This is a genomic window from Persicitalea sp. (assembly GCF_041751555.1).
Classification (GTDB): Bacteria; Bacteroidota; Bacteroidia; order Cytophagales; family Spirosomataceae; genus Persicitalea.
The window spans coordinates 1-20434 of sequence record NZ_JBGSXF010000440.1; the positions used below are offsets into that span (position 1 = coordinate 1).

Sequence of the window (20434 nt, forward strand, 5' to 3'; positions counted from 1 at the left end):
GCGGCAGCCACGTGGACAGCCTCCATCATTTCGGCCTCAGTGCAGCCTTTCTCGAGCGTGTCCACGGTATAAGCGTCTATGCAGTAAGGGCATTGCACCGTGTGCGACACGGCTAGTGCAATGAGTGATTTCTCGCGGGCAGTCAGGGCACCTTCGGCGAATACTTCACCGTAATAGTCAAAAAACTTGTCGGCCAACGGCTTCTGGAATTCACCGATCTTGCCAAATTTCTTTAAATCCTCGGGGTCGTAGTAGGTCTTCATAGTAGGAGATTTCTAAGTATAGAAAAAGCGTCATCAGAGAAAACTGACTCCGTTTTTCGTTAAACATACGTTAAAAAACGGTAGCTTGGTTGCTTTGTTTCGACTTTAACCCTCCTTCGGTTTGTTTTTCTACTTTTCCCGCTTTCTGGTTCGGCTTGGTTTGCCACTCTACCTAAAAAAGCTGTGCGTCGTCAATGCCTCCGCTGTTCCTACTGACGCCCCCGTGTTGCTGGCGTCCAACCATTCAGGTTCGTTTTTTGACGCAGTAGTCATCGGCTCAGTGGTTAGGCAACCTATCCACACGCTCACGCGCGGTGATGTCTTTCGCAATCCAAAGGCGGCGTTCTGGCTGCGGGCCATCAAGCTCATCCCGGTATTCCGGGGTTCCGAAGGCCGGGAGAACCTCAAAAAGATCGATCGTACCCTCGACGAATGTTTTTCCGTCATGAAAAATAATGGCGCCGTAATCATTTTTTCAGAAGGTATCTGCGTCAACGAGTGGAACCTGCGCCCCCTGGGTAAGGGAACGGCCCGCATGGCGCACCAAGCCTGGTACGGCGAGGAGGCCAGGCTCCACGAATTAGCCATTGTCCCAACGGGCGTCACTTACGAGCATTTCCGGGGCGCCAACAAAAGGGTGATTCTACGATTCGGTAAAACCATCCGACCTAGCGAAATAGAGACCGACTCCAGCGATTACGAAAAATGGCTAAGGGAATTCAACGCCTTGCTCACCGAACGAATGAGCGGGACGATTCTAGAGATCCCGCAAGAAACCAGTACTTCGGAAAAGGCCCGGCAATTAGAATCGCATTTCTCGGATTGTTCTCATTCGCCGGGCAACGCCGTATTTCAGCTTTTGGGAAAAATAGGCCGGGCCATTCATCGTCCGCTGTACAAAATGTACGCTCAATTTGTTGCCACGAAAACCCGGCGAACCGTTTTTTACGATTCAGTGCTATTTGGCTTGCTGATGTACACCTACCCGATTGTTGTGGGGCTGTTAACGCTGGTCGTCGGCTCGGTGGGCGGCTGGCTCACAGGTATATCGGTTTTTGTGGGTTTGCCGCTGCTGGCCTTGCTAGGCAACCGCTACCGGGCATAAAATCATTTGCCGGAAAAATTCGTTAACTTGCTTGCAACGCAGTTTATCAGACACTTGGACCTGACGAATCATGACTTACCAGATAAACATTATCCATCCCAAAGCAGCCGCTCTTTTGCAGAATTTGGCTGAGATTGGGCTGATTTCCATCGGAGAGGATGACGGGCATTTGACAAAAGGAAAGCATACTCAGGAAGAAGTATTTGAAGAAAACGAAGTATCGAGGGCTGACCGAGGAAAGCAATTCAATTATGATGATCTTCCCCCGATAACCAAATCTTTGCACGGCTCATTTAAAGAACCGGACGACTTCGACTACAAGCGGATATTGACTAAAAGGTTGACCAAGAAGTATCTCCAAAATGGATAAAGTCTTGATCGACTCGGATGTTATCTTTGATTCTCTTTTCAGCAGAGAACCTTTTGACCGATATGCCACCGAAATCATTTCATTGTGCGAGTCTAAGGTTATTGATGGTTACCTCACCCCAGTGATTGTGGCGAATGTTTACTATCTTCTTCGCCAGAAAGCCAGTCACGAAGCAGTTGTCGAGAAGATGAACGAGCTTTTACTAGTTGTCAAGGTACTGGTTATGGATAAACCTTCAATTTTGAGAGCACTTAATTCAAAATTCAAGGACTTTGAGGACGCTTTACAACATTTTGCCGCTACCAGCAACGGTAAATTAGACATCATCCTGACCAGAAATCTGAAAGACTACAAGCAAAGCGAAATTCCAGTAATGACTCCCGAGGCGTACCTTCAGGCAAGAGCTTCTTCCCTCAGTTAACCAAGCTTCCCTCACACAAAAAACTTCTTCCGCACGATCATCTCTTCCACTACCTCCGGTACAAGGTAACGAATGGAACGATTGCTCCGCAGACTTTCCCGAATGTAGGTCGCCGAAATATCCAACAGCGGCGCGGCGACGAAGGTCACGCGGGGATGATCGCTGAAATTATGAGGAGCCGCATTGGGGCGCGGATAAACGTATAGCCCGACGTATTCCAAAACTTTTTCGTGATTCTTCCAGTTGGGGAACTGCGCCAGATTGTCCTCACCCATGATAAGCCGGAACTCGTGTTGCGGGTACTTTTCCAGCAGCCGGATGAGCGTGTCGATGGTGTAGCTGGGGCGAGTGAGATGAAACTCGAAGTCGGTGGCTTTCAGACGGGCGTTATCGGCGATGGCGCGTTCGACCAAGTCGAGACGATCGAATTCGTGCAGCAGACTTTTGTTTTTTTTGAAGGGATTCTGCGGACTTACCACAAACCAGACTTGTTCCAAATCCGTAGCGGTAGCCATCGTGTTGGCGATGATGAGGTGGCCGACATGAATGGGATTGAAGGAACCAAAAAACAGACCAATCTTCATGACACAAAGTCCTCTATCAGTCGCTCGGCCTTGCGAAGGGTCGCTTCCAGATCATCGTTGACCAGTACCGCATCAAATTCTTTTTCAAAACTTAACTCATAGCGCACTTTGGCCATTCGCACAGCCATCGTCGCGTCGGTCTCGGTGCCCCGGAAGTTGAGGCGGCGTTTGATTTCTTCTTCCGAAGATACTTTGACAAAAACCGCCAAAGCGCGGTCGCCGTAGGCTTCCTTGAGTTTCAGGCCGCCTTTTACGTCCACGTCGAACAGTACGTGTTTGCCCTCGGCCCACAGGTGTTCAATTTCTTCTCTAAGCGTTCCGTAGTAGTTGCCAGCGTACACTTCTTCCCACTCCGCAAAGCCTTTGGCGGCGATTTTCTTTCGAAATTCCGTAACCGAGAGAAAATAGTAGTCGCGGCCATCTACCTCATAATCACGGCGGGGGCGAGTACAGGCAGAAACGGAAAAAGCAAGTCGTTGTGGAAATTGGTCGAGGAGGTGCCGGACGATGGTAGTTTTGCCGGAGCCGGAGGGAGCGGAAAAAATGAGGAGTTTTCCTTCCACCTGCTAGTAGTTGAGTTGTGCTTTGATTGCGGCCACCAGTTTTTCGGGGCAGGGGCGGCGCTCTACTTTATTATGGAGAGATTCTTTGATGCACTTTTCGAGGTGATAGGTTTTAATGCAGGGCATACACTTGTCCATGTTTTGCCTGAAATGCTCCTTGTCTTCGGCATTGGCCTCACCATCCAGAATCATCTGGATCATTTTCATGCACTCAGCATGATTCTCGCACTCTTGCTTCATGGGCTGCGCCAGTTGAGCCTCGGTAGTTTTAGATGATACATTCATCGCGGAATCGGGGAATCGTAAAACCAGTAGTAGTGATACAGTTGCCCCTATAACCGAAAGCCCCGCAAAAAAAGTTTCAGCCTTTACGCATCATATCCCATGGAATCGGCGTAGTCACGCAATTTTTCTTTCAGAAGATTCCGGGCGCGGTGCAGCCGCGAACGCACAGTACCGATAGGTATGTCCAGAATTTTAGCCATTTCCTCATAAGTAAATCCTTCGATGTCGCAAAGGATGATGACGGTACGGAAATCCACGGGCAGTGAGTTGAGAGCGTTGGCCACCTCGTCGCCTATCATATCCTGCACCGAATCGGTGCGCAAATCCACCGTGTGCGAAGCGTCGGCGTCCTCAGAATTGTAGGTAGTTTCTACTTCCTGATAATCGACTTTGGCAGGCTGCTTACTCTTTTTCCGGTAATCATTGATAAAACTGTTCTTCAAAATCCGGAAGAGCCACGCCTTGGCGTTGGTTCCCTGTTCGAAGGAAGTAATAAATCGGAAAGCCTTCAAGTACGTATCCTGCACCAGATCGTTGGCGTCGTCCTCGTCGGTAGTTAGCCGGTAAGCAAAGTTGTACATCGAATCTATGTGTGGCATGAATTCACGATTGAAGACGTCGTGCTTCTGCTTATCGGTGTAAACTTTCTTCTTCTTAGGTGCTTCTGATTTTTTAGGTGCTTCTGACATGATAGCTGGCATAGGGATGCACAATTTACGAATTTTAGAAATAGAGCCAAACGCCGACCATGTCAACTTGATGGGCGGTGTCCGGGATAGATCAGTAGCGGTTTATCATGCAGCAGGATGGGAGGGTAATTAAAGCTACCAACCCGGAAACCGGGAAATGGTTTTCTGACAAAAGGCAGACTGGAACTTTAACAAGTATCAAAATTCGCGCCAGTCCCGAAAAAGACGGCCAAAGTGTCAGCAAGCTCGGGCAGTTACCGCCGAGAAAAAAGCTGAATGATCACGATCAGCAACGTCGTGAAGCCCGTACTGGCCACGATTCGCAGCAGAGTATAGCCCAGCATTCCGAAATGGCTCATCTCGATGAAAAACAGCGCGGCGTGATGAAGCAGCACCAGCGGCAGCAGATACGTCAGGAAAGTACCAATACCCAATTCGTTTAACGAAATTTCCACGCGGTCGGTTGCGCCCTTCGCTTCCAATTGGATTTCGACCCAGAAAGGTTTGAGGTAGGCCACCAGTAGCGTAGCGGCAGCGTGCAGACCAAGGGTGTTGTAGAAAACATCCACCAATAAGCCTGTCAGGAACCCCAAAATGAGCAAAAAAGTGCGGTTTGTCTCGGTGGGCAGCAACAGGATAGCTCCTACGTACACAAAGCAGAAGGCGTAGTCGAACAGCACGATGTTACGCATAATCAGGATTTGCAGCAAAACGTAGAGTGCAAACCACAAAGAGTAGCGTATGATTTCACCCAGGCTCATCGGCGTTCTTCTTCTAATGGTTGTTGCAGTGCATCCTGCTCACCCTGCAAGCGGTTAAGTACTACATATACGTAAGACAGGTTGCTAAAATCCGTCGCCACGTTGAGGTCGATGTCATAGAAAGTCTCGTCAGGGCGAATCCTGACACTCTTGACCTTCCCTACCATAATGCCCGGTGGAAAGACCGAGTTAAAATTAGAGGTGACCGCCGAATCGCCTTTGATCACTTTTTTGTAACGCGACACGTCCATCATTGAGACTATGGTTGGGTCTTTGCTTTGCCAACGGACGGGACCGATTTCGTCGCTGCGCACCAGTCGCGACGAGACCATGAACTGTGAGTGGAGTATAGAAGTGACGACCGAAAAGTGCTCGGAACAGGAGCGCACTTTGCCCACTACGCCCGTGGCCGAAATCACACCCATACCGGGCTTGATACCGTCTTCGGTACCTTTATCTATTGTGATATAGTTGTTGGCGTGGCTTGTTTGGACCATAATCGCTTTCCCAACTACAAATTCGAATCGATTGGCGAAGAGGGAATCGGGTTTGTAGGCGCCAGGCGCACCCACTGGCTCGAGCTCCTGCAACTGCGCTACCAGCGCATTGAGTTTGAGGTTCTCCTGGGCCAGATTTTCGTTGATGTCTCGCAGCCGGGTGTACTCCCGGATGGAGTTGGACACCGTCAGCAGTTTGGCCACATAAAAGTTGGACGTGTTGAAGTACGTAGCACCCCAATAGGAGTTGCTCTGGACAAGCAGCCAAAAACTGAACACTTCCAGCAGGACAAAAAAGATAAAGTTGCGGTTCCGGGAGAAGAACTCGACGAGTTGCAGCATGAGCCGGGGAAAAGCTTGGCAGCCGAAAAATTAATGGCCGGGTACTAGTACTACGTAATCAGAACCGGCTTGTAGAGTTCAAGGTTTTTCAGCACGTCGCCCGTACCGATGACTACCGCTTTCAACGGCTCGTCGGCTACGTGGATGGGTAGCTTAGTCTTGGCAGCCAGGCGTTTGTCCAGCCCGTGGAGCAGAGCACCGCCACCCGTGAGGTGAATGCCATTGCGGTAAATATCGGCCGACAGTTCGGGCGGTGATATTTCCAGCGCCTTCATCACGGCTTCCTCGATCTTGGAAATAGACTTGTCGAGCGCGTAAGCGATCTCACTATACGTCACCTTAATTTCCTTAGGAATCCCCGTCATAAGGTCGCGGCCGCGGATTTGGTAATCCTCGGGCGGCGCGTCCAGTTCGGGCATCGCAGAACCGATGGCAATTTTAATCATCTCGGCCGACCGCTCACCAATGAGCAGGTTATGCTCGCGGCGCATGTAATCGACGATGTCGCGGGTAAATACGTCTCCGGCAATGCGCACCGACTGCTCGCACACGATACCCGACAGGGCGATCACGGCGATTTCAGTGGTACCGCCACCGATGTCAACGATCATCACGCCGTTGGGCTGAGTAATATCGATGCCGATGCCAATGGCGGCGGCAATCGGCTCGTGTACCATATATACCTCCTTGGCTCCGGCGTGTTCGGCGGAGTCCTTTACCGCGCGCTTCTCCACCTCGGTAATACCAGAAGGAATGCAAATCACCATGCGGTGCGAAGGCGTGAAAAAGCTACGGCCCGGATCGATCATTTTGATCATGCCCCGAATCATCATTTCCGCCGCCGTAAAGTCGGCAATCACACCGTCTTTCAGCGGCCGTATCGTCTTTATATTTTCGTTCGTCTTTTCGTGCATCTGCATGGCCGTATGGCCAATCGCAAGCACCTTGCCCGTCGCCTTGTCGATCGCGATGATCGAAGGCTCATCCACCACCACTTCGTCCTTGCTGATTATTAAAGTATTTGCCGTACCCAAATCGATCGCAATATCACTCGTCAAAAAGTCAAACAATCCCATGTTTATTCAGTATAAAAAATCAGCTTTTGGTTAGAAGTCCGCAAAATTAGTGATTATTACCCACAAACAAAGGTCTTTGTATAAATAACCCAAGTACCTAATTTTCAAAGACTAGGGACTCGACGGATTTTTCCGCCATCCCGTTTTTTACAAAAACGCTTACCTTTACGACCTATGGGAATAAGAGCATGGCTGAGCCGACCGCTGGCCAATCATATCGTCAAAAAACAACGCCGCTGGATGGCCAACGGCCCCGGTGTGCAGGCCGCCTGGCGCGAGCAATTGGTGACCAAAGCCGCCACCACGCGCTTTGGCAAGGATCATTTTTTTCAGGAAGTAAAAACCTACGACGAGTTCAAGGATGCCGTGCCCGTCCGCGATTACGAGGATTTAAAACCCTACGTAGAGCATATCTTACACGGTGAACACGATGTGCTGTGGCCGGGACAGCCCGCGTATTTCGCCAAAACCTCTGGCACTACGTCGGGCGTGAAGTACATTCCCATTACCGCCGAATCGCTGCCCAATCACATCAATTCTGCCCGCGACGCGTTGCTCAACTACATCCACGAAACGGGAAAGGCGGAGTTTTTGGACAAAAAACTCATTTTTCTCTCGGGAAGTCCCGAGCTGGAAAAGAAGGCGGGCATCAACATTGGGCGGCTGTCGGGCATCGTCAACCATCACGTGCCGGGCTATTTGCGCACCAACCAATTGCCGAGCTACGAAACCAACTGCATCGACGACTGGGAAACCAAGCTGGAGAAGATCATCGACGAAACCATCGACCAGCCGATGTCGCTCATCTCGGGCATCCCGCCCTGGGTGCAGATGTACTTCGACCGCATCCGCGCCCGCACGGGCAAGGACATCAAGGACGTGTTCCCGGATTTCTCGCTCTTCGTTTATGGTGGTGTGAATTTTGAACCCTACCGCGCTAAACTATACGAAGCCATCGGCAAGCGCGTCGACTCGGTCGAGACGTACCCGGCCTCCGAGGGCTTCATCGCCTACCAGGACACGCAGACCGAAGAAGGTTTGTTGATGCTGCTGGATTCGGGGATTTTTTTCGAGTTCATTCCCGTCGAAAACTTTTTTGACGAAAAACCAAAACGGCTTTCCATCGCCGAGGTAGAGGTAGGTAAAAACTACGCCGTCATCATCAACAGCAACGCCGGGCTGTGGGGCTATTCGCTGGGCGATACCGTGAAATTCGTTTCCATCAATCCTTACAGGATTCTGGTTACAGGCCGCATCAAGCATTTCATTTCGGCCTTCGGCGAACACGTCATCGGCGAGGAAATCGAAAAAGCGCTGCAATACGCCATGCAGCGACATCCCGAAGTGGAAGTGACCGAATGTACCGTGGCCCCGATGGTCGCACCGCCCGAAGGAGGCCTCCCCTACCACGAATGGCTGATCGAATTCGCCACGCCGCCCGCTGACGCGGCGGCTTTTGCCAAAGATCTGGACAAGCGCCTGACGGAATTGAACGTCTATTACGACGATTTGATTTCGGGATCTATCCTGAAACCTTTGGTCATCACCTCACTGCCTAGAAACGCCTTTATCGACTATATGCGATCGCAGGGAAAGCTCGGCGGGCAGAACAAAGTACCCCGTCTGTCGAACGACCGGAAGATTGCGGAGGGATTAAAAAAATAAACTGAGCTTTTCCAACCATTTTAGTCTGATTTTGCTCTTGGCAACAGAATGAGAAAGGATATCAATATGAAAAAGTTAGGTTATTTATTGTTCACCTTGCTAGTCGTGGGATGCCAAAATAAAAGAGACGTCCTGCCCCGGCAAGCCAGAATACTCGTCGGGAAGTGGGAGCAGATTGCCTACGAAGACAGAAATTCAGTGTGGGTGGATACGCCGACCGACGGCAAGCCTTCACTTATCGTCCGCTCCGACGGGGTGTTACTGTACGGAGACGGACTGGCGATGTGTTGCCCTCCCCTCAAATTGATCGTCAACTTTGTGCCCTTTAAAGCAAAGCCGACTTCCCCCATTCCCTATAACGAGCTTTGCAACCGGGTTGACTGCGTTTCCTGCAAAGTTGCCGAGTTTCAGGTGAACGGGAATGAAATGATTCGGTCGGAGTGCGGAAGACTTATTCGCTACCGGCGGCTGCCTTAGTTTGTTAGATTTATTAAAAACCTATGAAGAAAACGACCTACTTGCTAGTTCTCCTTGGAATGCTGAACTGCCAGCGCGAAAGAGAAATAACGCCCCGTGCCGTGCAACTCATCGAGGGTCGCTGGGAAGCTATTGCCTGGAATCCACCTGCAAACGGCAAGAAAGATTGGAAGGAAATTAATCGCGACAAACGCTCGTGGATGCTTATTTTTCGCTCTGACGGGGTTCCCGTGGATGCGGACGGACTGGGGATGTGTTGCCCGCCGAACAGTTTGCTTGTTAACGGTAGTTTGTTTTTTATAAAACCAAAATTGCCTCTTCCTTCAAATGGAAGTAAGTGCGCTGGTCTTTGGTGCCGCTCGTGCGAGACAATAGAAATTCAGGTAACAGATGATAACCTGCTATGGACAGATTGTATCGGGGTAAGTACTCGCTACCGTCGGTTGCCTTAAATCTTGCATAACTACTTCCCCAGAAACTCCCCAAGTACCTCCACAAACCGCTTCGGCTGCTCGGCGTGAACCCAATGGCCCGACTTCGGAATCGTCACCAGCTCTGCATTCGGGAACATTTTCTGAATTTCCGGCCAGTCCTCTTCCTTAATATAGCCCGATAACGCCCCCCGCATGAAAAGTGCGGGTTCGGTGATGGTGCGGAGTTTCGGAATTTCGACCCCGACATTGGCTTGCTGTTCGGTCAAGACGGGTAGGTTGAAGCGAAAGCTGTAACCGTCGTCGGAGCGGTAGAGGTTTTTTAACAAAAACTGGCGCACCGCCAGGTTAGGCTCGTGAGCGCTGAATAGCTCGTTAGCATGCTGGCGGCTTTCGATTTCGGCAAGCGGCAGCGCATTCAGCCCGGCAAGAAGTTCGTCATGGTGGGGCGGGTAGGCTTTGGGGCCAATGTCCACGATCACCAATTTGTCATAAGTACCAGGGTAGTTTTCGGCGTATTGTATCACAGTTTTGCCACCCATCGAGTGGCCGACCAGCACCGGATTTTCCAAACCATGTTCTTGCAGAAACTCGGATAAATCCGCCGCCATCGCTTCGTAGGTAAAGTCGTCGGAATGCGGCGAACGGCCATGATTCCGCTGATCGACCAAATAAACTGCGTAGCCCAGATCGGCGATGGCTTTGCTGATCGTTGCCCAATTGTCGAGCGAGCCGAATACGCCGTGCAAGATTATGAGCGGCTGGCCATCGGTGCTGATTTTTTTGTAGTTAAGCTTCAAAATATTGGGGTGTTGAGATTTGAAAGTGGAGAATTATTCGGGCTGGAAAGCGCGGCAATCAGGCTAAAAAAGTACATCAGTGGATTCGGTAAAAACGACGCCCAGGTCTCTGGCTTCGGCGTAGATAGGATCGGCTAGGTGGCCGAGGTTCGTTACATCGGAAGTGCAGTCGGTGAGCAGCGTTATTTTAGGAGCCAGTTCGGGAGCGTAGCGCAAGAGTTGGTGTAGACTCGTGGCTACGCAGTGGGAACGTGCTTCGCCAGCCAGCCATATTTGGTCGTAACGGGCCAGGTCGTCAAGTAGCGGCTGGTTCAAGGAAGTTTCGGGGGCACCCGGTACGGGAATCTGGGCCTGGAACACGCCAAAATGCTCGGCCAGCGGATGCAGGCCCTTCGTTACAGCGGCGTAGTTTTTCTGGGCGTGCTGCGACCAATCCCGCAGTGCTCGCGCCAACGGCTCAGCCAGCGAAGCGCCGCGCGTCCCGACTAGGCAATGCTCGGGCCAAATAAAATGCTGGAACTCGCCCTGCGCTTCCAGTTGGCGGAGGTACTTTTTCACATAATCAGTCTCAAAAATGGGCTGCCAGGTTCCTGCCTCCATCTCAACCAAACTGATAGGTGTGAAAGGCACGGGCGGGTTTCCGGTGGCATCTTGCCAAAAACCAGGATGTGCAATATCCAGCACATGGTGCGTATCCAGTGTCACGACGATATGGTCGATCCCGTCGCTACTCCGCTCGACCAAAGCCGCCAACCGTTCCACATCCTCCACGGCTCCCGGCACAAAAAGCGCCCCCTCAGGATCACAAAAATCATACTGCGCATCAATAACCAGTAATACGATGCTTTCCTTTCCAATCATGGGTTGAAACTCTAATTTTTTAATCTGGAGAACTCAAAACTCTCCATTTTCAACTCTCCACTAAATTAATTCCACTCCCTCGGCAAATCCATTTGCGCGGCGTAACGTTGTGAACACATACTATGCACATAGCCCAACAATTTTTCCATGCTTTCGCCGAAGTCAACGTAATAATCTTCGTCGAGTTTTGAGAGTAGTTTGAGAATGGTCTGCGTTTTCTTGGCAATGTACAGCGCACATTTGTCAGCACGCGAGGAGTAGTTGCGGAGTTGTTTGGAATGGTTGTCAAAAAAATCGTTCAGCAGGGCGATGTTCAGTTCCGTCTCACCGTACTTGTCCTTCGTGATTTTTACGTGGTGGGTGATGTCCCCGCTCAGCGAGCGCATATCCATCATAATCCAGCCCGGTGAATGCTGGCTCATTTGCGCCACTTTGGCGATTCTCGTCCGGATGGCTTCGCGCCGTTCGGGCAGCGTACTGCCATCCTCAATGAGTTCAAAATGTAGCCGATCAACCAAAACCTTATCCTTGTTGACCAGCCGCAGCAGCAGCTTATCTTTTTCTTTTTCGGGCATTTGCAGAATCGCCTTCTTGAGCGATGCGGATAAGGCCATATAGCTTTTTGGTTAAACTGATTACTTGAAATTTCCCGCAAGAACGTAAACAAAAGACAAAAAGGCCGTAGTTTTACCGCTGTGAAATGGCTGGTGCAGTTGGGAAAGTAGGCTTCAGGTAAGTGTTTTTGAACATACAACTCGGTGGCTCTGAGTTATCCCCTTTATCATCCAGTCGTTTGAGAAGCACGACGAATCTGTCTGTGGCAGGTGACGCATGAGGCATGCAGACGTCTTTATAAATCAAAGAAAGTTTTTAGTGACTAGGCTCCTGTGGGGCCAATGTTTAAATTGAGTAGATGATTTCAGTAGCGCTTTGTACCTACAACGGCGAAAAGTACCTACCCGAGCAGCTGGAAAGTATAAAGCGGCAATCGGTTCCAGTGGATGAGTTGGTAGTCTGCGACGACGGATCCACTGATGGCACCTTCGACATCTTACACAAACTGGCCAGGGAAGTTGCTTTTTCCGTGCGTATATTCAAGAACAAAAGCAATCTGGGTTCTACCAAAAATTTTGAGAAATGCCTGTCGCTTTGCCAAGGCGACCTTATTTTCTGCTGCGATCAGGACGACGCATGGCGGAGCGATAAGGTCGAGAAGCAAGCTGCTTACCTGCGCGACCATCCCGACATCGACGCGGTGTTCTCCAACGCCCTGGTCATGGATGATGACACGAAACCCACGGGATCCACAATTTGGCAGGAAGTGCAGTTCACTGCCGGACAACAGAGACGTTGGCAAGCGGGACAAGCGCACGAAATTCTCTTCGGCGGTTTTGTGGTGACGGGTGCGACGCTCGCCCTACGCCGCTCGTGCCTCGAACGGCTAATGCCTTTTCCGACGCATATTCCCCGACTTATCCACGATGCCTGGATTGCGCTGGCCCTGAGCCTGGAATCGAAAATCGATTTTATTGCCGAGCCGCTTGTCTCCTACCGGATGCACGCCAGTCAGCAGGTAGGGTTCGGGGGCAAAGCGGAGCCCGTGCGCATGAAAGACCGCATGAACCGCGACCGGGCCGAAAAACTAGCCCCGATCCAGGAAAAAGCCGACAATGCGCACGAAATATACGCCTACCTGCGTGATTTACCTTTCGTTCCCCGCGAGAAACTGATTAAGCTTTTCCTCCGTCACAAGCATTTTCAACGCCGTGCCACTTTACCACAAAATCGTTTGTTGCGCGCAGCGCCGGTCATCAAAGAGGCATTGGCGGGCCGATACAAGTTCAGCAGTAAAGATTGGTGGCTTCCTGCCCTGGGTGATATTTTGGAGTAAAAAGGCGCGATTCCCTTACCTTCGCATTTTGTACCAAAAGCGTGTTGCCTGGCGATGAACTCTTTCCCGGAACCTTCGGTAGCGGTGTTGACTCCGATTTACCAAACTAACCTGAGCGAAGCTGAACGCGCTTCGCTCGCGCAGGGCCTGGCGGTGCTGGGAGGGTACCCAATCCGGCTCATCAAGCCCGAAGGGTTGGATGTGGACGCTTTATTACAAGAATACCCCACGCTTGGCACCGAATCTTTCCCTGACCGCTACTTTACGGATACCGACGCCTATAATCAACTCCTGACCTCTTTGGATTTTTACCGTCGCTTTGCGGCCTACGAGCATATTCTCATCTACCAGTTGGATGCCTACGTGTTTCGCGACGAACTACCCTACTGGTGCGCCCAGAAATACGACTACCTCGGCGCACCCGGCTTCCACCAAACTGAATACGACAGCTTGCCTGCCGAGGAGTCGGCACGGTTTGCTGCTGCTCTGACTAATCACCGTCTCGTGTTCAACGGCGGCCTGTCATTGCGACGGGTAAAGGGAATGATTCGGTACTTGAAAATTTACCGGGCCTTCTATCCAGCCTGGCGAGGAAATGAGGATATGCTCTTTTCCCTGGACGCTACCCGGCTGATGCCCATGAAGCCCTTTATCAAACTACCCCCCTGGCAAGAAGCGCTTCGCTTTGCTTTTGAAAAAAGCCCGGCGGCCAGCTACGAGCTTACCGACCACCAACTTCCTTTCGGCTGCCACGCCGGAGAACGCTACGCGCCAGCCTTTTGGAAAGAATTTTATTGACAATACCTCTCTAACTATCAGTCTTTTAACAAAATTTAACACACTATTCGGCACCCAGGGGCGTTTTTGCGTTGTTATTGCTACGTATCAATTCCCCTTTCTGCCATGCGAAAAATATCTTCCTTGCTTCTGCTGCTGGCGCTTGGTCTGCGCTTTGGAGTAGCCATTGGTCAGGTTACGAATAGTCCTTATGTGGAGGAGCGTTACACCCGTTCCGTCCGAATTGTCCGCGTCGAGTTGACCGACCAGTACACGATCATTTATATGCAGCACGGAAATCCGGCTCTGAGTCAAAAATTCAGAATGCCGCTACCGGGCCTGGGCGGGTGGATCAGCTTCGATCCCGACAGTCGTCTTTATAAGCCGGGCCTTACCAGCCAGCGATTCATGTTCATTAAGGCGGAGGGTATTCCCGTCTCGCCTAAACAGATGAATGTCTCTCCGAATGAATTAGTCGATTTTCGGGTTTTTTTCGAGCGCCTCGATCCGGGTATCGAGGTCTTTGATTTATTTGAAGGCCCCAATCCCGAGCCGGGTCACGAGTACTGGAATTTCTACGGAATCCACATTAAGAACCCCATAATCCAGAAACCCAAACCGCGCCCGGCAACTCCTGAACCTGCAGCAAAGCCCAAACCCGAACCGAAGCCCGAAGTACAGGAGCCGATCATAACCAAGCGGCCGCCCACCGAGAAGCAGCCCGAAAAAGTCGCCGTCCCTGATGCATCCCCGTCTGCACCTGCCTTAGTAGGGATGACGGGCACTATTTATGACGCTAAAACGCAACAACCTATCCCAGCCAACTTGACTTATCTGGATCAGGACGATACGGTGCGTGTGGGTGTGCCTTCGGGCAAGTACCGCCTGGGATTGAATAGCAAAGAAGATTACTCGCTGACGGTTGGGTCGAAAGGCTACCTGAGCACGAGCTTTGATGTCAGCCCGGCGGATTCCAGCGGTGCTACTGCTTTGGAACACGACTTTTATTTGCAGCCACTGGCCAAAGGGGCGAGTGTAACGTTGGATAAAATCTATTTTGCGACTTCCAAGTACGAACTCTTGCCAGAATCCTATGGCGAACTGGATGAACTGGCAACCATGCTGCGCGAGAATCCCGCAGTCAGAATCCGCATAGAAGGCCATACCGACAACTTGGGCGACTTCGACAAGAACGTCGAGCTCTCGCGCCAGCGCGCCGAGGCCGTCCGCGATTATCTGACTAAAAAAGGCATCGCGACTGAACGCCTCGAAACGCAGGGTTACGGCCCGACGCGCCCCGTGGGCAAAGGAAATTCCGAAACCGAACGTCGCAAGAACCGCCGCGTGGAATTTGTGATCACGGAAATATAGTCCCCAAACGCGCCCGAAAAGGCGCGTTTTCTTTTTAATTTTACCAAAAACCAACTTCATCGACCCGACCACCATGCACTACCACGAATCCATCATCGACACCATCGGCAACACGCCGCTCGTCAAACTCCACCGTGTCAACAAGGGCATCAAAGGTACCATCTTGGTGAAGGTCGAGTACTTCAATCCCGGCAATTCGGTAAAGGACCGTATGGCGATTCGGATGGTGGAGGAAGCCGAGAAAAACGGTACTCTGAAACCCGGCGGTACGATCATCGAAGGTACCAGCGGTAATACGGGCATGGGCCTGGCGCTGGCTGGCATCGCCCGGGGCTATAAGTGCGTTTTTACGATGGCCGACAAGCAGTCGCAGGAGAAAATCGACATCCTGAGGGCCGTGGGCGCCGAGGTAGTTGTGTGCCCGACCAATGTCGCTCCCGATGACCCGCGCAGCTACTACTCGGTGGCTCGCCGTCTGAATCAGGAAATCCCGAACTCGTTCTACGCCAACCAGTACGACAACCCTGCCAACGCTATGGCGCACTACGAAACTACCGGGCCGGAAATCTGGCAGCAGACCGAAGGCCGCATCACGCACTTCGGCGTGGGCGTCGGGACAGGCGGTACGGCCAGCGGCACAAGCAAGTACTTGAAAGAACAAAAAGGCGACATCGTCACGGTCGGCATCGACACCTATGGTTCGGTCTTCAAAAAATACAAGGAAACGGGCGAGTTCGACGAGAAGGAGGTTTTTCCCTACCTCACCGAAGGTATCGGCGAGGACATCCTGCCCGAGAACGTGGACTTCGCCATGATCGACCACTTTATAAAGGTCACCGACAAGGACGCCGCCCTGATGACCCGCCGTCTGGCGCGGGAAGAAGGGCTTTTTGTGGGCTGGAGCTGCGGCTCGGCGGTACACGGGGCGCTGGAATACGCCCGCGAACACCTGACCGACGACGATGTAATGGTCATTATCCTGCCCGACCACGGCACGCGCTATCTTGGCAAAATATACAACGACACCTGGATGAAAGACCACGGTTTTCTGGAAAGAACCTTCGCTACCGCCCGCGACATCGTGCATCGCCGCAACGGCCAGGCGCATCTTACGACGGTAGCAGCAGACACCCAAGTTTCCGAAGCAATCAAGATTCTGTACAAGGAAGGTATTTCTCAACTTCCCGTCGTGAACGCCGAGGGCGAAGTCGTGGGTAGCCTGACAGATTCCGTCATTCTGCACCGCCTGATCGAGGAACCTGAAGTACGGAAGTTGAACGTATCGGAAGTGATGGACAAACCTTTTAAGTTCGTAGCCCTGAACAGTACCGTGGATACGCTCTCGTCCCTCATCGACCGCGAAAACAAAGCTCTGCTCGTGCGCGACGAGGGCAACGCAATACATATCATTACCCAGGCAGATTTGCTGGCGGCCATGACTGTTTGAGGGAAAAAGGGCTATCTTACAACCTCTTGCCTTAAATTCCCTACCTCAATATCCCTCACCGCCCATGAAACTGCGGGCTTTTCTTCTTGCATTTGGCGTAGCCCTGGCTCCGCTATTCCTTGGTTCTTCCAGTCCGGCGCACGCGCAAACGACTAAGGTGGATAGTTTGAAGCGGATGCTTTCCCAAAAATTGCCCGACACTTCGCGGGCGATGGTTTTGGAACAGTTGGGTGGTGCGCTCATGTATTCCCAACCATTAGCCGCCATGAAGTACGCGCGGCAAGGTCTGGCACTGTCGGAAAAAGCCAAGTATTCGTTGGGTACCGTCCGCAATCTGAACCGTCTTGGTACAATTTATCGGAATGTGGGTAGTTATGCCAAGGCGCTTGAGTTGCACATGGAAGCATTGCGGGTAGCCAAAAAGAATGATGATCTGGACGGAATGGCGCGGATAAACAACAGCATTGGTATTCTATACTCCGAACAGAAGGATTCCAAAAGGGCGATCGAGTATTTTACAAAAACTAAAAACCTTGCCCAGCAGCTTCAAGACAACAAACTGCTGGAAATAGCCCTGACTAACCTGGGTTTTGACTATGCCCTTATCGATGAACTGGATTCAGCCCAGACCCACACCCTGCGTGCCTACGAATTGGCTGTCCGGCAGGGTAATAAGAATTCGAGTGGTGTCTTGTTTTTGAACCTGGGCTATGTCCATTATCGCAAGAAAGAATATCCGCTGGCCCTGGCGTACTACCGCCGCTCTGTGCCGATTTCCGAAGCCGTGAACGACAAGCGGTATCTCGGTCAGACGTACTTCGAGATGGCACGTACGTTCCGGGAGACGAACACTCTTGACTCCTGCCTCATTTACGCGCAAAAATCTCTGGAGCTTGCAAAGGAGGTCGACAACCCCAAAGGGACTTTAGACGTCAGTACCTTGCTTACCGAGTTTTTTGAGGACCGGGACAAGGCAAAGGCTTACGAATACTTCAAAATTGCGACTCAGGCCAGGGAGAAGATGTTCGATCGGGAAAAAGTCAAACAGATTCAGAGCCTGGACTTTAAGGAACAGTTGCGGTTGCAACAGGTGGAAAGCGATAGGGTCGAATACGAAGGACGTATTCTCACGAAAACATTGGTGGCAGGATTGTTTGCCCTGATGATTATCGTATTCCTGCTTTACCGCAATAGCCGCAACCGACGAAAAGCCAATGTCCTGTTGGAAAAGCAAAAAAATGAGCTTCAGGCGACACTCAATGAGCTGGAAATTACTCAAAGCCAACTGATTCAATCCGAAAAAATGGCTTCACTAGGCGAGCTCACGGCGGGGATCGCCCACGAGATTCAGAATCCGCTCAACTTTGTCAATAATTACGCGGAGGTTAACGTGGAGCTATTGGAGGAATTGATTTCAGAAGGAGGAAAGGAAAATGGAGGAAAGGATGAAGGGTTGATGCGGGAAATTGCGCTGGATTTAGCCGAGAATGAAGCTAAGATTTTATATCACGGCAAGCAGGCGGAAGCAATAGTCCGCGGAATGCAGCAGCATAGCCGCCGTAGTAGCGGTAGCCGGCACAGGACTGATATAAATGCGCTCACCAGTGAATATACCGAACTGGCTTACAACGGAATGACCGCCAAGGACAAGCTATCCAAAGATGTTATGAAGCTCGACCTGGCTACGGACTTACCGAAACTGGACGTTATCCCCGGCGACATCGGGCGCGTCGTTCTCAATCTGCTGGATAATGCCTTTTATACCGTAGCAGAAAAGAAACAACACAGTCCGAACGACTATCAGCCCGCCATTTTGGTATCCACCCGTCGCCGGGATAACGTGGTGGAAATAAGCGTAAAAGACAACGGAACGGGTATCGCTCCCGAATACATCGGCAAACTTTTTCAGCCTTTTTTTACTACCAAACCTACCGGGCAAGGAACAGGGCTGGGGCTGTCGCTTTCCTACGACATCGTAACCAAAGGCCATAATGGAAGGCTGGAGGTGAAGAGCGAAGTGGGTGAAGGCACTGAGCTTACTTTGGTCTTGAAGGCCTGAGAATGCAATTATCTGGTTATTTTATTCTATTTTTGGTAAACAATAGTCGTTATTGTGTCAATAACATACATCCCTCAAACCCTTCTACTCTTATGAAAAACGCTCTCATTTTAACCTGTCTCTTTGTTTTATCTTCCATCAATGTCTTCGCGCTGGGCCATGTCGAAACCACGCCGCCGTTCTCGATCGACACGACCTCCCTCTTCATCGGCTTGGTAGTGGGCCTGATCGTCGGTTATTTGCTCGGCTCGCGGATGGGCAAAAAATAAGCCCTACTCGTGCTTCAGACTTATAAGTAATGGTACAATGTGTCCCTCGTGTTGGCCGCGTAGCGTGAAGTTAACTTTTCGGTCGTCGTATTCTACTTTTTCGTAGGGTACCAGCTCTTCTCCAAAAGCGGTCAACACGCGGTTGGTGAAATCTCCTTGTGCCTCGTTCATGTCGAAAACATACTTTTCGATGTCAAGTTCTTTTTCCGAGAAAAGGAACAGCCAGTACTGAATGCCCGGCTCACCTACTAAAGTATAGAGCAAATCCTGGGATGGTAAGAGCATTTGGGTATTGGCCCCGATGATGGGACTGATCTTATCCGACACCGGAAATAGAATCTCGGTACGCAACTCGCTCGCATCAGCCGCCACGACGTAAACGTATGCCAGTCGATCCACTTCGGCGACGAACTTAAAGCTGCTACCCGTCCGCTGGGCATCACGTAGGGTGTAGGCCACCATGCCTTCCTGATTTTCGCTGCCCTGGTTGGTTTTTCCTTCGACGCTTCGCACGTAAGGCACTTCGTTGTCGGTCACAAATGTGGCCGACTGCACGGACACAGTGCCCGCCATTGTCACCCCGGCAGAATCCGGCGCGATGGGTAGGTAAGCCTGGTAGCCGTACTTGGTGAATTCAGCAAAATCGGGATAGGTGACCCAAAAGTAGCCGTCTTCCCCCCATGATTTGCCCCAACTGTTTACGATTTTGAAGGCACCCTCAAACTGAGTATCGTCGTATCCGACTACGCACACGGCATGTCCGGTTCCCCGTTTATTCGATTTGGTGGGTTTCCATAGACCAGTATCGTCTCCACCACCAAGGAACCGCACGATCCAACGCCAGATTTTCCCCCAAAAACCGAGTTCCTGGGGCGAGGGTGTGGTCTGGATACCGATAATAACGGGCGTCATCTCGGAGAGGGCTTTCTTAGTGGCTAACACAGCATTCTCGGTTTCCAGCAAGCCGAACAGCCGGATGTAATCCATAATTCTGGACTCGGATTTTACCAGGCTGAGGTTGTTTTTGCCGCAGTAGGGATAGTCTTGGTCGGCAAAAGTCGCCACGCCGTTGTCACGCATAAAAGCAAGCGCGCTGTCGATCAGGCTACCTTTGACGCATCCGAAATCTGTCGAGTCCTTGATAGCATTGTACAAAAAAGAAGGGGAGAAACGTAGCGCGTCGATCTGCGCGCGGTCGGTGATGCCCCGGCTCACGGCTTCCAGAATCGTGCGGGCGTAGTAAGCCGAGGAGAAGCCCATGCACGTGCCCAGTTTGCCCTGGCTCATCACGCTGGGTGTGTAAGGAGACAGGTCGATACGAACTGGTAGTTCACCAGAACCAGTAGTTCGGGCCGAGTATTTCTGTGGAAGTTTCTCGTAGGTAGTATCGTCGAATTTTAGCCCTTGGGCATAAACTGGGAAATGGACCA

Annotated in this window: 24 protein-coding genes; 12 read left to right on the forward strand and 12 right to left on the reverse strand. The window is 51.4% G+C overall.

Annotation, left to right across the window (positions count from 1 at the left end):
• On the reverse strand, positions 1 to 263 hold a 263-nt coding region (locus ACEW8P_RS15475; protein WP_373513984.1), incomplete at its 3' end, for an arsenosugar biosynthesis-associated peroxidase-like protein.
• Positions 264 to 384: 121 nt separating this feature from the next.
• Between ACEW8P_RS15475 and ACEW8P_RS15480 the strand changes: the two genes are divergently transcribed.
• From ACEW8P_RS15480 to ACEW8P_RS15490, 3 genes are all read left to right on the forward strand, one after another.
• On the forward strand, positions 385 to 1368 hold the full coding sequence (locus tag ACEW8P_RS15480; RefSeq protein WP_373513985.1) for a 1-acyl-sn-glycerol-3-phosphate acyltransferase: 984 nt from the start codon (positions 385 to 387) through the stop codon (positions 1366 to 1368).
• A gap of 70 nt (positions 1369 to 1438) precedes the next feature.
• A complete protein-coding gene (locus ACEW8P_RS15485) occupies positions 1439 to 1738 on the forward strand; it encodes a hypothetical protein (RefSeq protein WP_373513986.1) in 300 nt (99 codons plus the stop codon).
• Positions 1731 to 2159: a PIN domain-containing protein gene (locus ACEW8P_RS15490; protein ID WP_373513987.1), complete on the forward strand. Its 429-nt coding sequence runs from the start codon at positions 1731 to 1733 to the stop codon at positions 2157 to 2159. Before ACEW8P_RS15485 ends, ACEW8P_RS15490 begins: the two co-directional genes overlap by 8 nt.
• An 11-nt stretch (positions 2160 to 2170) precedes the next feature.
• Here the strand turns inward: ACEW8P_RS15490 and nadD are convergent, their stop codons facing one another.
• The 7 genes from nadD to ACEW8P_RS15525 all read right to left on the reverse strand — a co-directional run bounded on the left by nadD (position 2171) and on the right by ACEW8P_RS15525 (position 6956).
• A complete protein-coding gene (nadD, locus tag ACEW8P_RS15495; RefSeq protein WP_373513988.1) occupies positions 2171 to 2743 on the reverse strand; it encodes a nicotinate (nicotinamide) nucleotide adenylyltransferase in 573 nt (190 codons plus the stop codon).
• Positions 2740 to 3306 carry a guanylate kinase gene (gene gmk, locus ACEW8P_RS15500; protein ID WP_373513989.1) on the reverse strand — a complete coding sequence of 189 codons (567 nt, stop codon included), beginning with the start codon at positions 3304 to 3306 and terminating at the stop codon, positions 2740 to 2742. Before gmk ends, nadD begins: the two co-directional genes overlap by 4 nt.
• A 3-nt stretch (positions 3307 to 3309) precedes the next feature.
• Positions 3310 to 3591: a phosphohydrolase gene (locus tag ACEW8P_RS15505; protein ID WP_373513990.1), complete on the reverse strand. Its 282-nt coding sequence runs from the start codon at positions 3589 to 3591 to the stop codon at positions 3310 to 3312.
• An 83-nt stretch (positions 3592 to 3674) separates the two neighbouring features.
• The gene (locus ACEW8P_RS15510) at positions 3675 to 4292 is read right to left on the reverse strand and encodes a sigma-70 family RNA polymerase sigma factor (RefSeq protein WP_373513991.1); all 618 of its coding nucleotides are present in this window, start codon (positions 4290 to 4292) and stop codon (positions 3675 to 3677) included.
• Positions 4293 to 4534: 242 nt separating this feature from the next.
• Positions 4535 to 5041: a hypothetical protein gene (locus ACEW8P_RS15515; RefSeq protein WP_373513992.1), complete on the reverse strand. Its 507-nt coding sequence runs from the start codon at positions 5039 to 5041 to the stop codon at positions 4535 to 4537.
• A complete protein-coding gene (gene mreC, locus ACEW8P_RS15520) occupies positions 5038 to 5880 on the reverse strand; it encodes a rod shape-determining protein MreC (protein WP_373513993.1) in 843 nt (280 codons plus the stop codon). Before mreC ends, ACEW8P_RS15515 begins: the two co-directional genes overlap by 4 nt.
• Positions 5881 to 5930: 50 nt before the next feature.
• On the reverse strand, positions 5931 to 6956 hold the full coding sequence (locus tag ACEW8P_RS15525; RefSeq protein ID WP_373513994.1) for a rod shape-determining protein: 1026 nt from the start codon (positions 6954 to 6956) through the stop codon (positions 5931 to 5933).
• Between the two features lie 174 nt (positions 6957 to 7130).
• Here ACEW8P_RS15525 and ACEW8P_RS15530 point away from each other — a divergent pair, with 174 nt between their 5' ends.
• The 3 genes from ACEW8P_RS15530 to ACEW8P_RS15540 all read left to right on the forward strand — a co-directional run bounded on the left by ACEW8P_RS15530 (position 7131) and on the right by ACEW8P_RS15540 (position 9550).
• Positions 7131 to 8621: a GH3 auxin-responsive promoter family protein gene (locus tag ACEW8P_RS15530; protein ID WP_373513995.1), complete on the forward strand. Its 1491-nt coding sequence runs from the start codon at positions 7131 to 7133 to the stop codon at positions 8619 to 8621.
• A gap of 66 nt (positions 8622 to 8687) precedes the next feature.
• A complete protein-coding gene (locus tag ACEW8P_RS15535) occupies positions 8688 to 9098 on the forward strand; it encodes a hypothetical protein (protein WP_373513996.1) in 411 nt (136 codons plus the stop codon).
• Positions 9099 to 9121: 23 nt separating this feature from the next.
• On the forward strand, positions 9122 to 9550 hold the full coding sequence (locus tag ACEW8P_RS15540) for a hypothetical protein (protein WP_373513997.1): 429 nt from the start codon (positions 9122 to 9124) through the stop codon (positions 9548 to 9550).
• Positions 9551 to 9561: 11 nt separating this feature from the next.
• Here the strand turns inward: ACEW8P_RS15540 and ACEW8P_RS15545 are convergent, their stop codons facing one another.
• The 3 genes from ACEW8P_RS15545 to ACEW8P_RS15555 form a co-directional block, all read right to left on the reverse strand.
• The gene (locus ACEW8P_RS15545; RefSeq protein ID WP_373513998.1) at positions 9562 to 10329 is read right to left on the reverse strand and encodes an alpha/beta fold hydrolase; all 768 of its coding nucleotides are present in this window, start codon (positions 10327 to 10329) and stop codon (positions 9562 to 9564) included.
• Between the two features lie 63 nt (positions 10330 to 10392).
• Positions 10393 to 11190 (reverse strand): nicotinamidase, encoded by a 798-nt coding sequence (locus tag ACEW8P_RS15550; RefSeq protein ID WP_373513999.1) that lies wholly within the window; start codon positions 11188 to 11190, stop codon positions 10393 to 10395.
• Between the two features lie 65 nt (positions 11191 to 11255).
• Complete coding sequence (locus ACEW8P_RS15555) at positions 11256 to 11804, reverse strand: hypothetical protein (protein WP_373514000.1); 549 nt, start codon at positions 11802 to 11804, stop codon at positions 11256 to 11258.
• A 299-nt stretch (positions 11805 to 12103) separates the two neighbouring features.
• Here ACEW8P_RS15555 and ACEW8P_RS15560 point away from each other — a divergent pair, with 299 nt between their 5' ends.
• The 6 genes from ACEW8P_RS15560 (at position 12104) to ACEW8P_RS15585 (ending at position 19004) form a co-directional block, all read left to right on the forward strand.
• The gene (locus ACEW8P_RS15560; RefSeq protein WP_373514001.1) at positions 12104 to 13081 is read left to right on the forward strand and encodes a glycosyltransferase family 2 protein; all 978 of its coding nucleotides are present in this window, start codon (positions 12104 to 12106) and stop codon (positions 13079 to 13081) included.
• Between the two features lie 54 nt (positions 13082 to 13135).
• Positions 13136 to 13879, forward strand: coding sequence for a DUF5672 family protein (locus tag ACEW8P_RS15565; RefSeq protein ID WP_373514002.1), 744 nt, complete (start codon positions 13136 to 13138; stop codon positions 13877 to 13879).
• Between the two features lie 105 nt (positions 13880 to 13984).
• Positions 13985 to 15229 carry an OmpA family protein gene (locus tag ACEW8P_RS15570; protein WP_373514003.1) on the forward strand — a complete coding sequence of 415 codons (1245 nt, stop codon included), beginning with the start codon at positions 13985 to 13987 and terminating at the stop codon, positions 15227 to 15229.
• Positions 15230 to 15302: 73 nt separating this feature from the next.
• A complete protein-coding gene (locus ACEW8P_RS15575; protein ID WP_373514004.1) occupies positions 15303 to 16676 on the forward strand; it encodes a cystathionine beta-synthase in 1374 nt (457 codons plus the stop codon).
• A gap of 64 nt (positions 16677 to 16740) precedes the next feature.
• A complete protein-coding gene (locus ACEW8P_RS15580; protein WP_373514005.1) occupies positions 16741 to 18735 on the forward strand; it encodes a tetratricopeptide repeat protein in 1995 nt (664 codons plus the stop codon).
• 92 nt (positions 18736 to 18827) lie between these two features.
• Complete coding sequence (locus tag ACEW8P_RS15585) at positions 18828 to 19004, forward strand: hypothetical protein (protein ID WP_373514006.1); 177 nt, start codon at positions 18828 to 18830, stop codon at positions 19002 to 19004.
• 3 nt (positions 19005 to 19007) lie between these two features.
• Here ACEW8P_RS15585 and ACEW8P_RS15590 read toward each other — a convergent pair.
• A partial coding sequence (locus ACEW8P_RS15590) for a C1 family peptidase (protein ID WP_373514007.1) occupies positions 19008 to 20434 on the reverse strand: 1427 nt, incomplete at its 5' end.

Excerpts from the sequence above, each read along its gene's own strand:
- ACEW8P_RS15485 (WP_373513986.1), top strand. The coding sequence starts at position 1,439 with ATGACTTACCAGATAAACATTATCCATCCCAAAGCAGCCGCTCTTTTG.
- ACEW8P_RS15490 (WP_373513987.1), top strand. The coding sequence starts at position 1,731 with ATGGATAAAGTCTTGATCGACTCGGATGTTATCTTTGATTCTCTTTTC.
- nadD (WP_373513988.1), bottom strand. The coding sequence starts at position 2,743 with ATGAAGATTGGTCTGTTTTTTGGTTCCTTCAATCCCATTCATGTCGGC.
- ACEW8P_RS15505 (WP_373513990.1), bottom strand. The coding sequence starts at position 3,591 with ATGAATGTATCATCTAAAACTACCGAGGCTCAACTGGCGCAGCCCATG.
- ACEW8P_RS15510 (WP_373513991.1), bottom strand. The coding sequence starts at position 4,292 with ATGCCAGCTATCATGTCAGAAGCACCTAAAAAATCAGAAGCACCTAAG.
- ACEW8P_RS15515 (WP_373513992.1), bottom strand. The coding sequence starts at position 5,041 with ATGAGCCTGGGTGAAATCATACGCTACTCTTTGTGGTTTGCACTCTAC.
- mreC (WP_373513993.1), bottom strand. The coding sequence starts at position 5,880 with ATGCTGCAACTCGTCGAGTTCTTCTCCCGGAACCGCAACTTTATCTTT.
- ACEW8P_RS15525 (WP_373513994.1), bottom strand. The coding sequence starts at position 6,956 with ATGGGATTGTTTGACTTTTTGACGAGTGATATTGCGATCGATTTGGGT.
- ACEW8P_RS15530 (WP_373513995.1), top strand. The coding sequence starts at position 7,131 with ATGGGAATAAGAGCATGGCTGAGCCGACCGCTGGCCAATCATATCGTC.
- ACEW8P_RS15535 (WP_373513996.1), top strand. The coding sequence starts at position 8,688 with ATGAAAAAGTTAGGTTATTTATTGTTCACCTTGCTAGTCGTGGGATGC.
- ACEW8P_RS15540 (WP_373513997.1), top strand. The coding sequence starts at position 9,122 with ATGAAGAAAACGACCTACTTGCTAGTTCTCCTTGGAATGCTGAACTGC.
- ACEW8P_RS15550 (WP_373513999.1), bottom strand. The coding sequence starts at position 11,190 with ATGATTGGAAAGGAAAGCATCGTATTACTGGTTATTGATGCGCAGTAT.
- ACEW8P_RS15555 (WP_373514000.1), bottom strand. The coding sequence starts at position 11,804 with ATGGCCTTATCCGCATCGCTCAAGAAGGCGATTCTGCAAATGCCCGAA.
- ACEW8P_RS15560 (WP_373514001.1), top strand. The coding sequence starts at position 12,104 with ATGATTTCAGTAGCGCTTTGTACCTACAACGGCGAAAAGTACCTACCC.
- ACEW8P_RS15565 (WP_373514002.1), top strand. The coding sequence starts at position 13,136 with ATGAACTCTTTCCCGGAACCTTCGGTAGCGGTGTTGACTCCGATTTAC.
- ACEW8P_RS15570 (WP_373514003.1), top strand. The coding sequence starts at position 13,985 with ATGCGAAAAATATCTTCCTTGCTTCTGCTGCTGGCGCTTGGTCTGCGC.
- ACEW8P_RS15575 (WP_373514004.1), top strand. The coding sequence starts at position 15,303 with ATGCACTACCACGAATCCATCATCGACACCATCGGCAACACGCCGCTC.
- ACEW8P_RS15580 (WP_373514005.1), top strand. The coding sequence starts at position 16,741 with ATGAAACTGCGGGCTTTTCTTCTTGCATTTGGCGTAGCCCTGGCTCCG.
- ACEW8P_RS15585 (WP_373514006.1), top strand. The coding sequence starts at position 18,828 with ATGAAAAACGCTCTCATTTTAACCTGTCTCTTTGTTTTATCTTCCATC.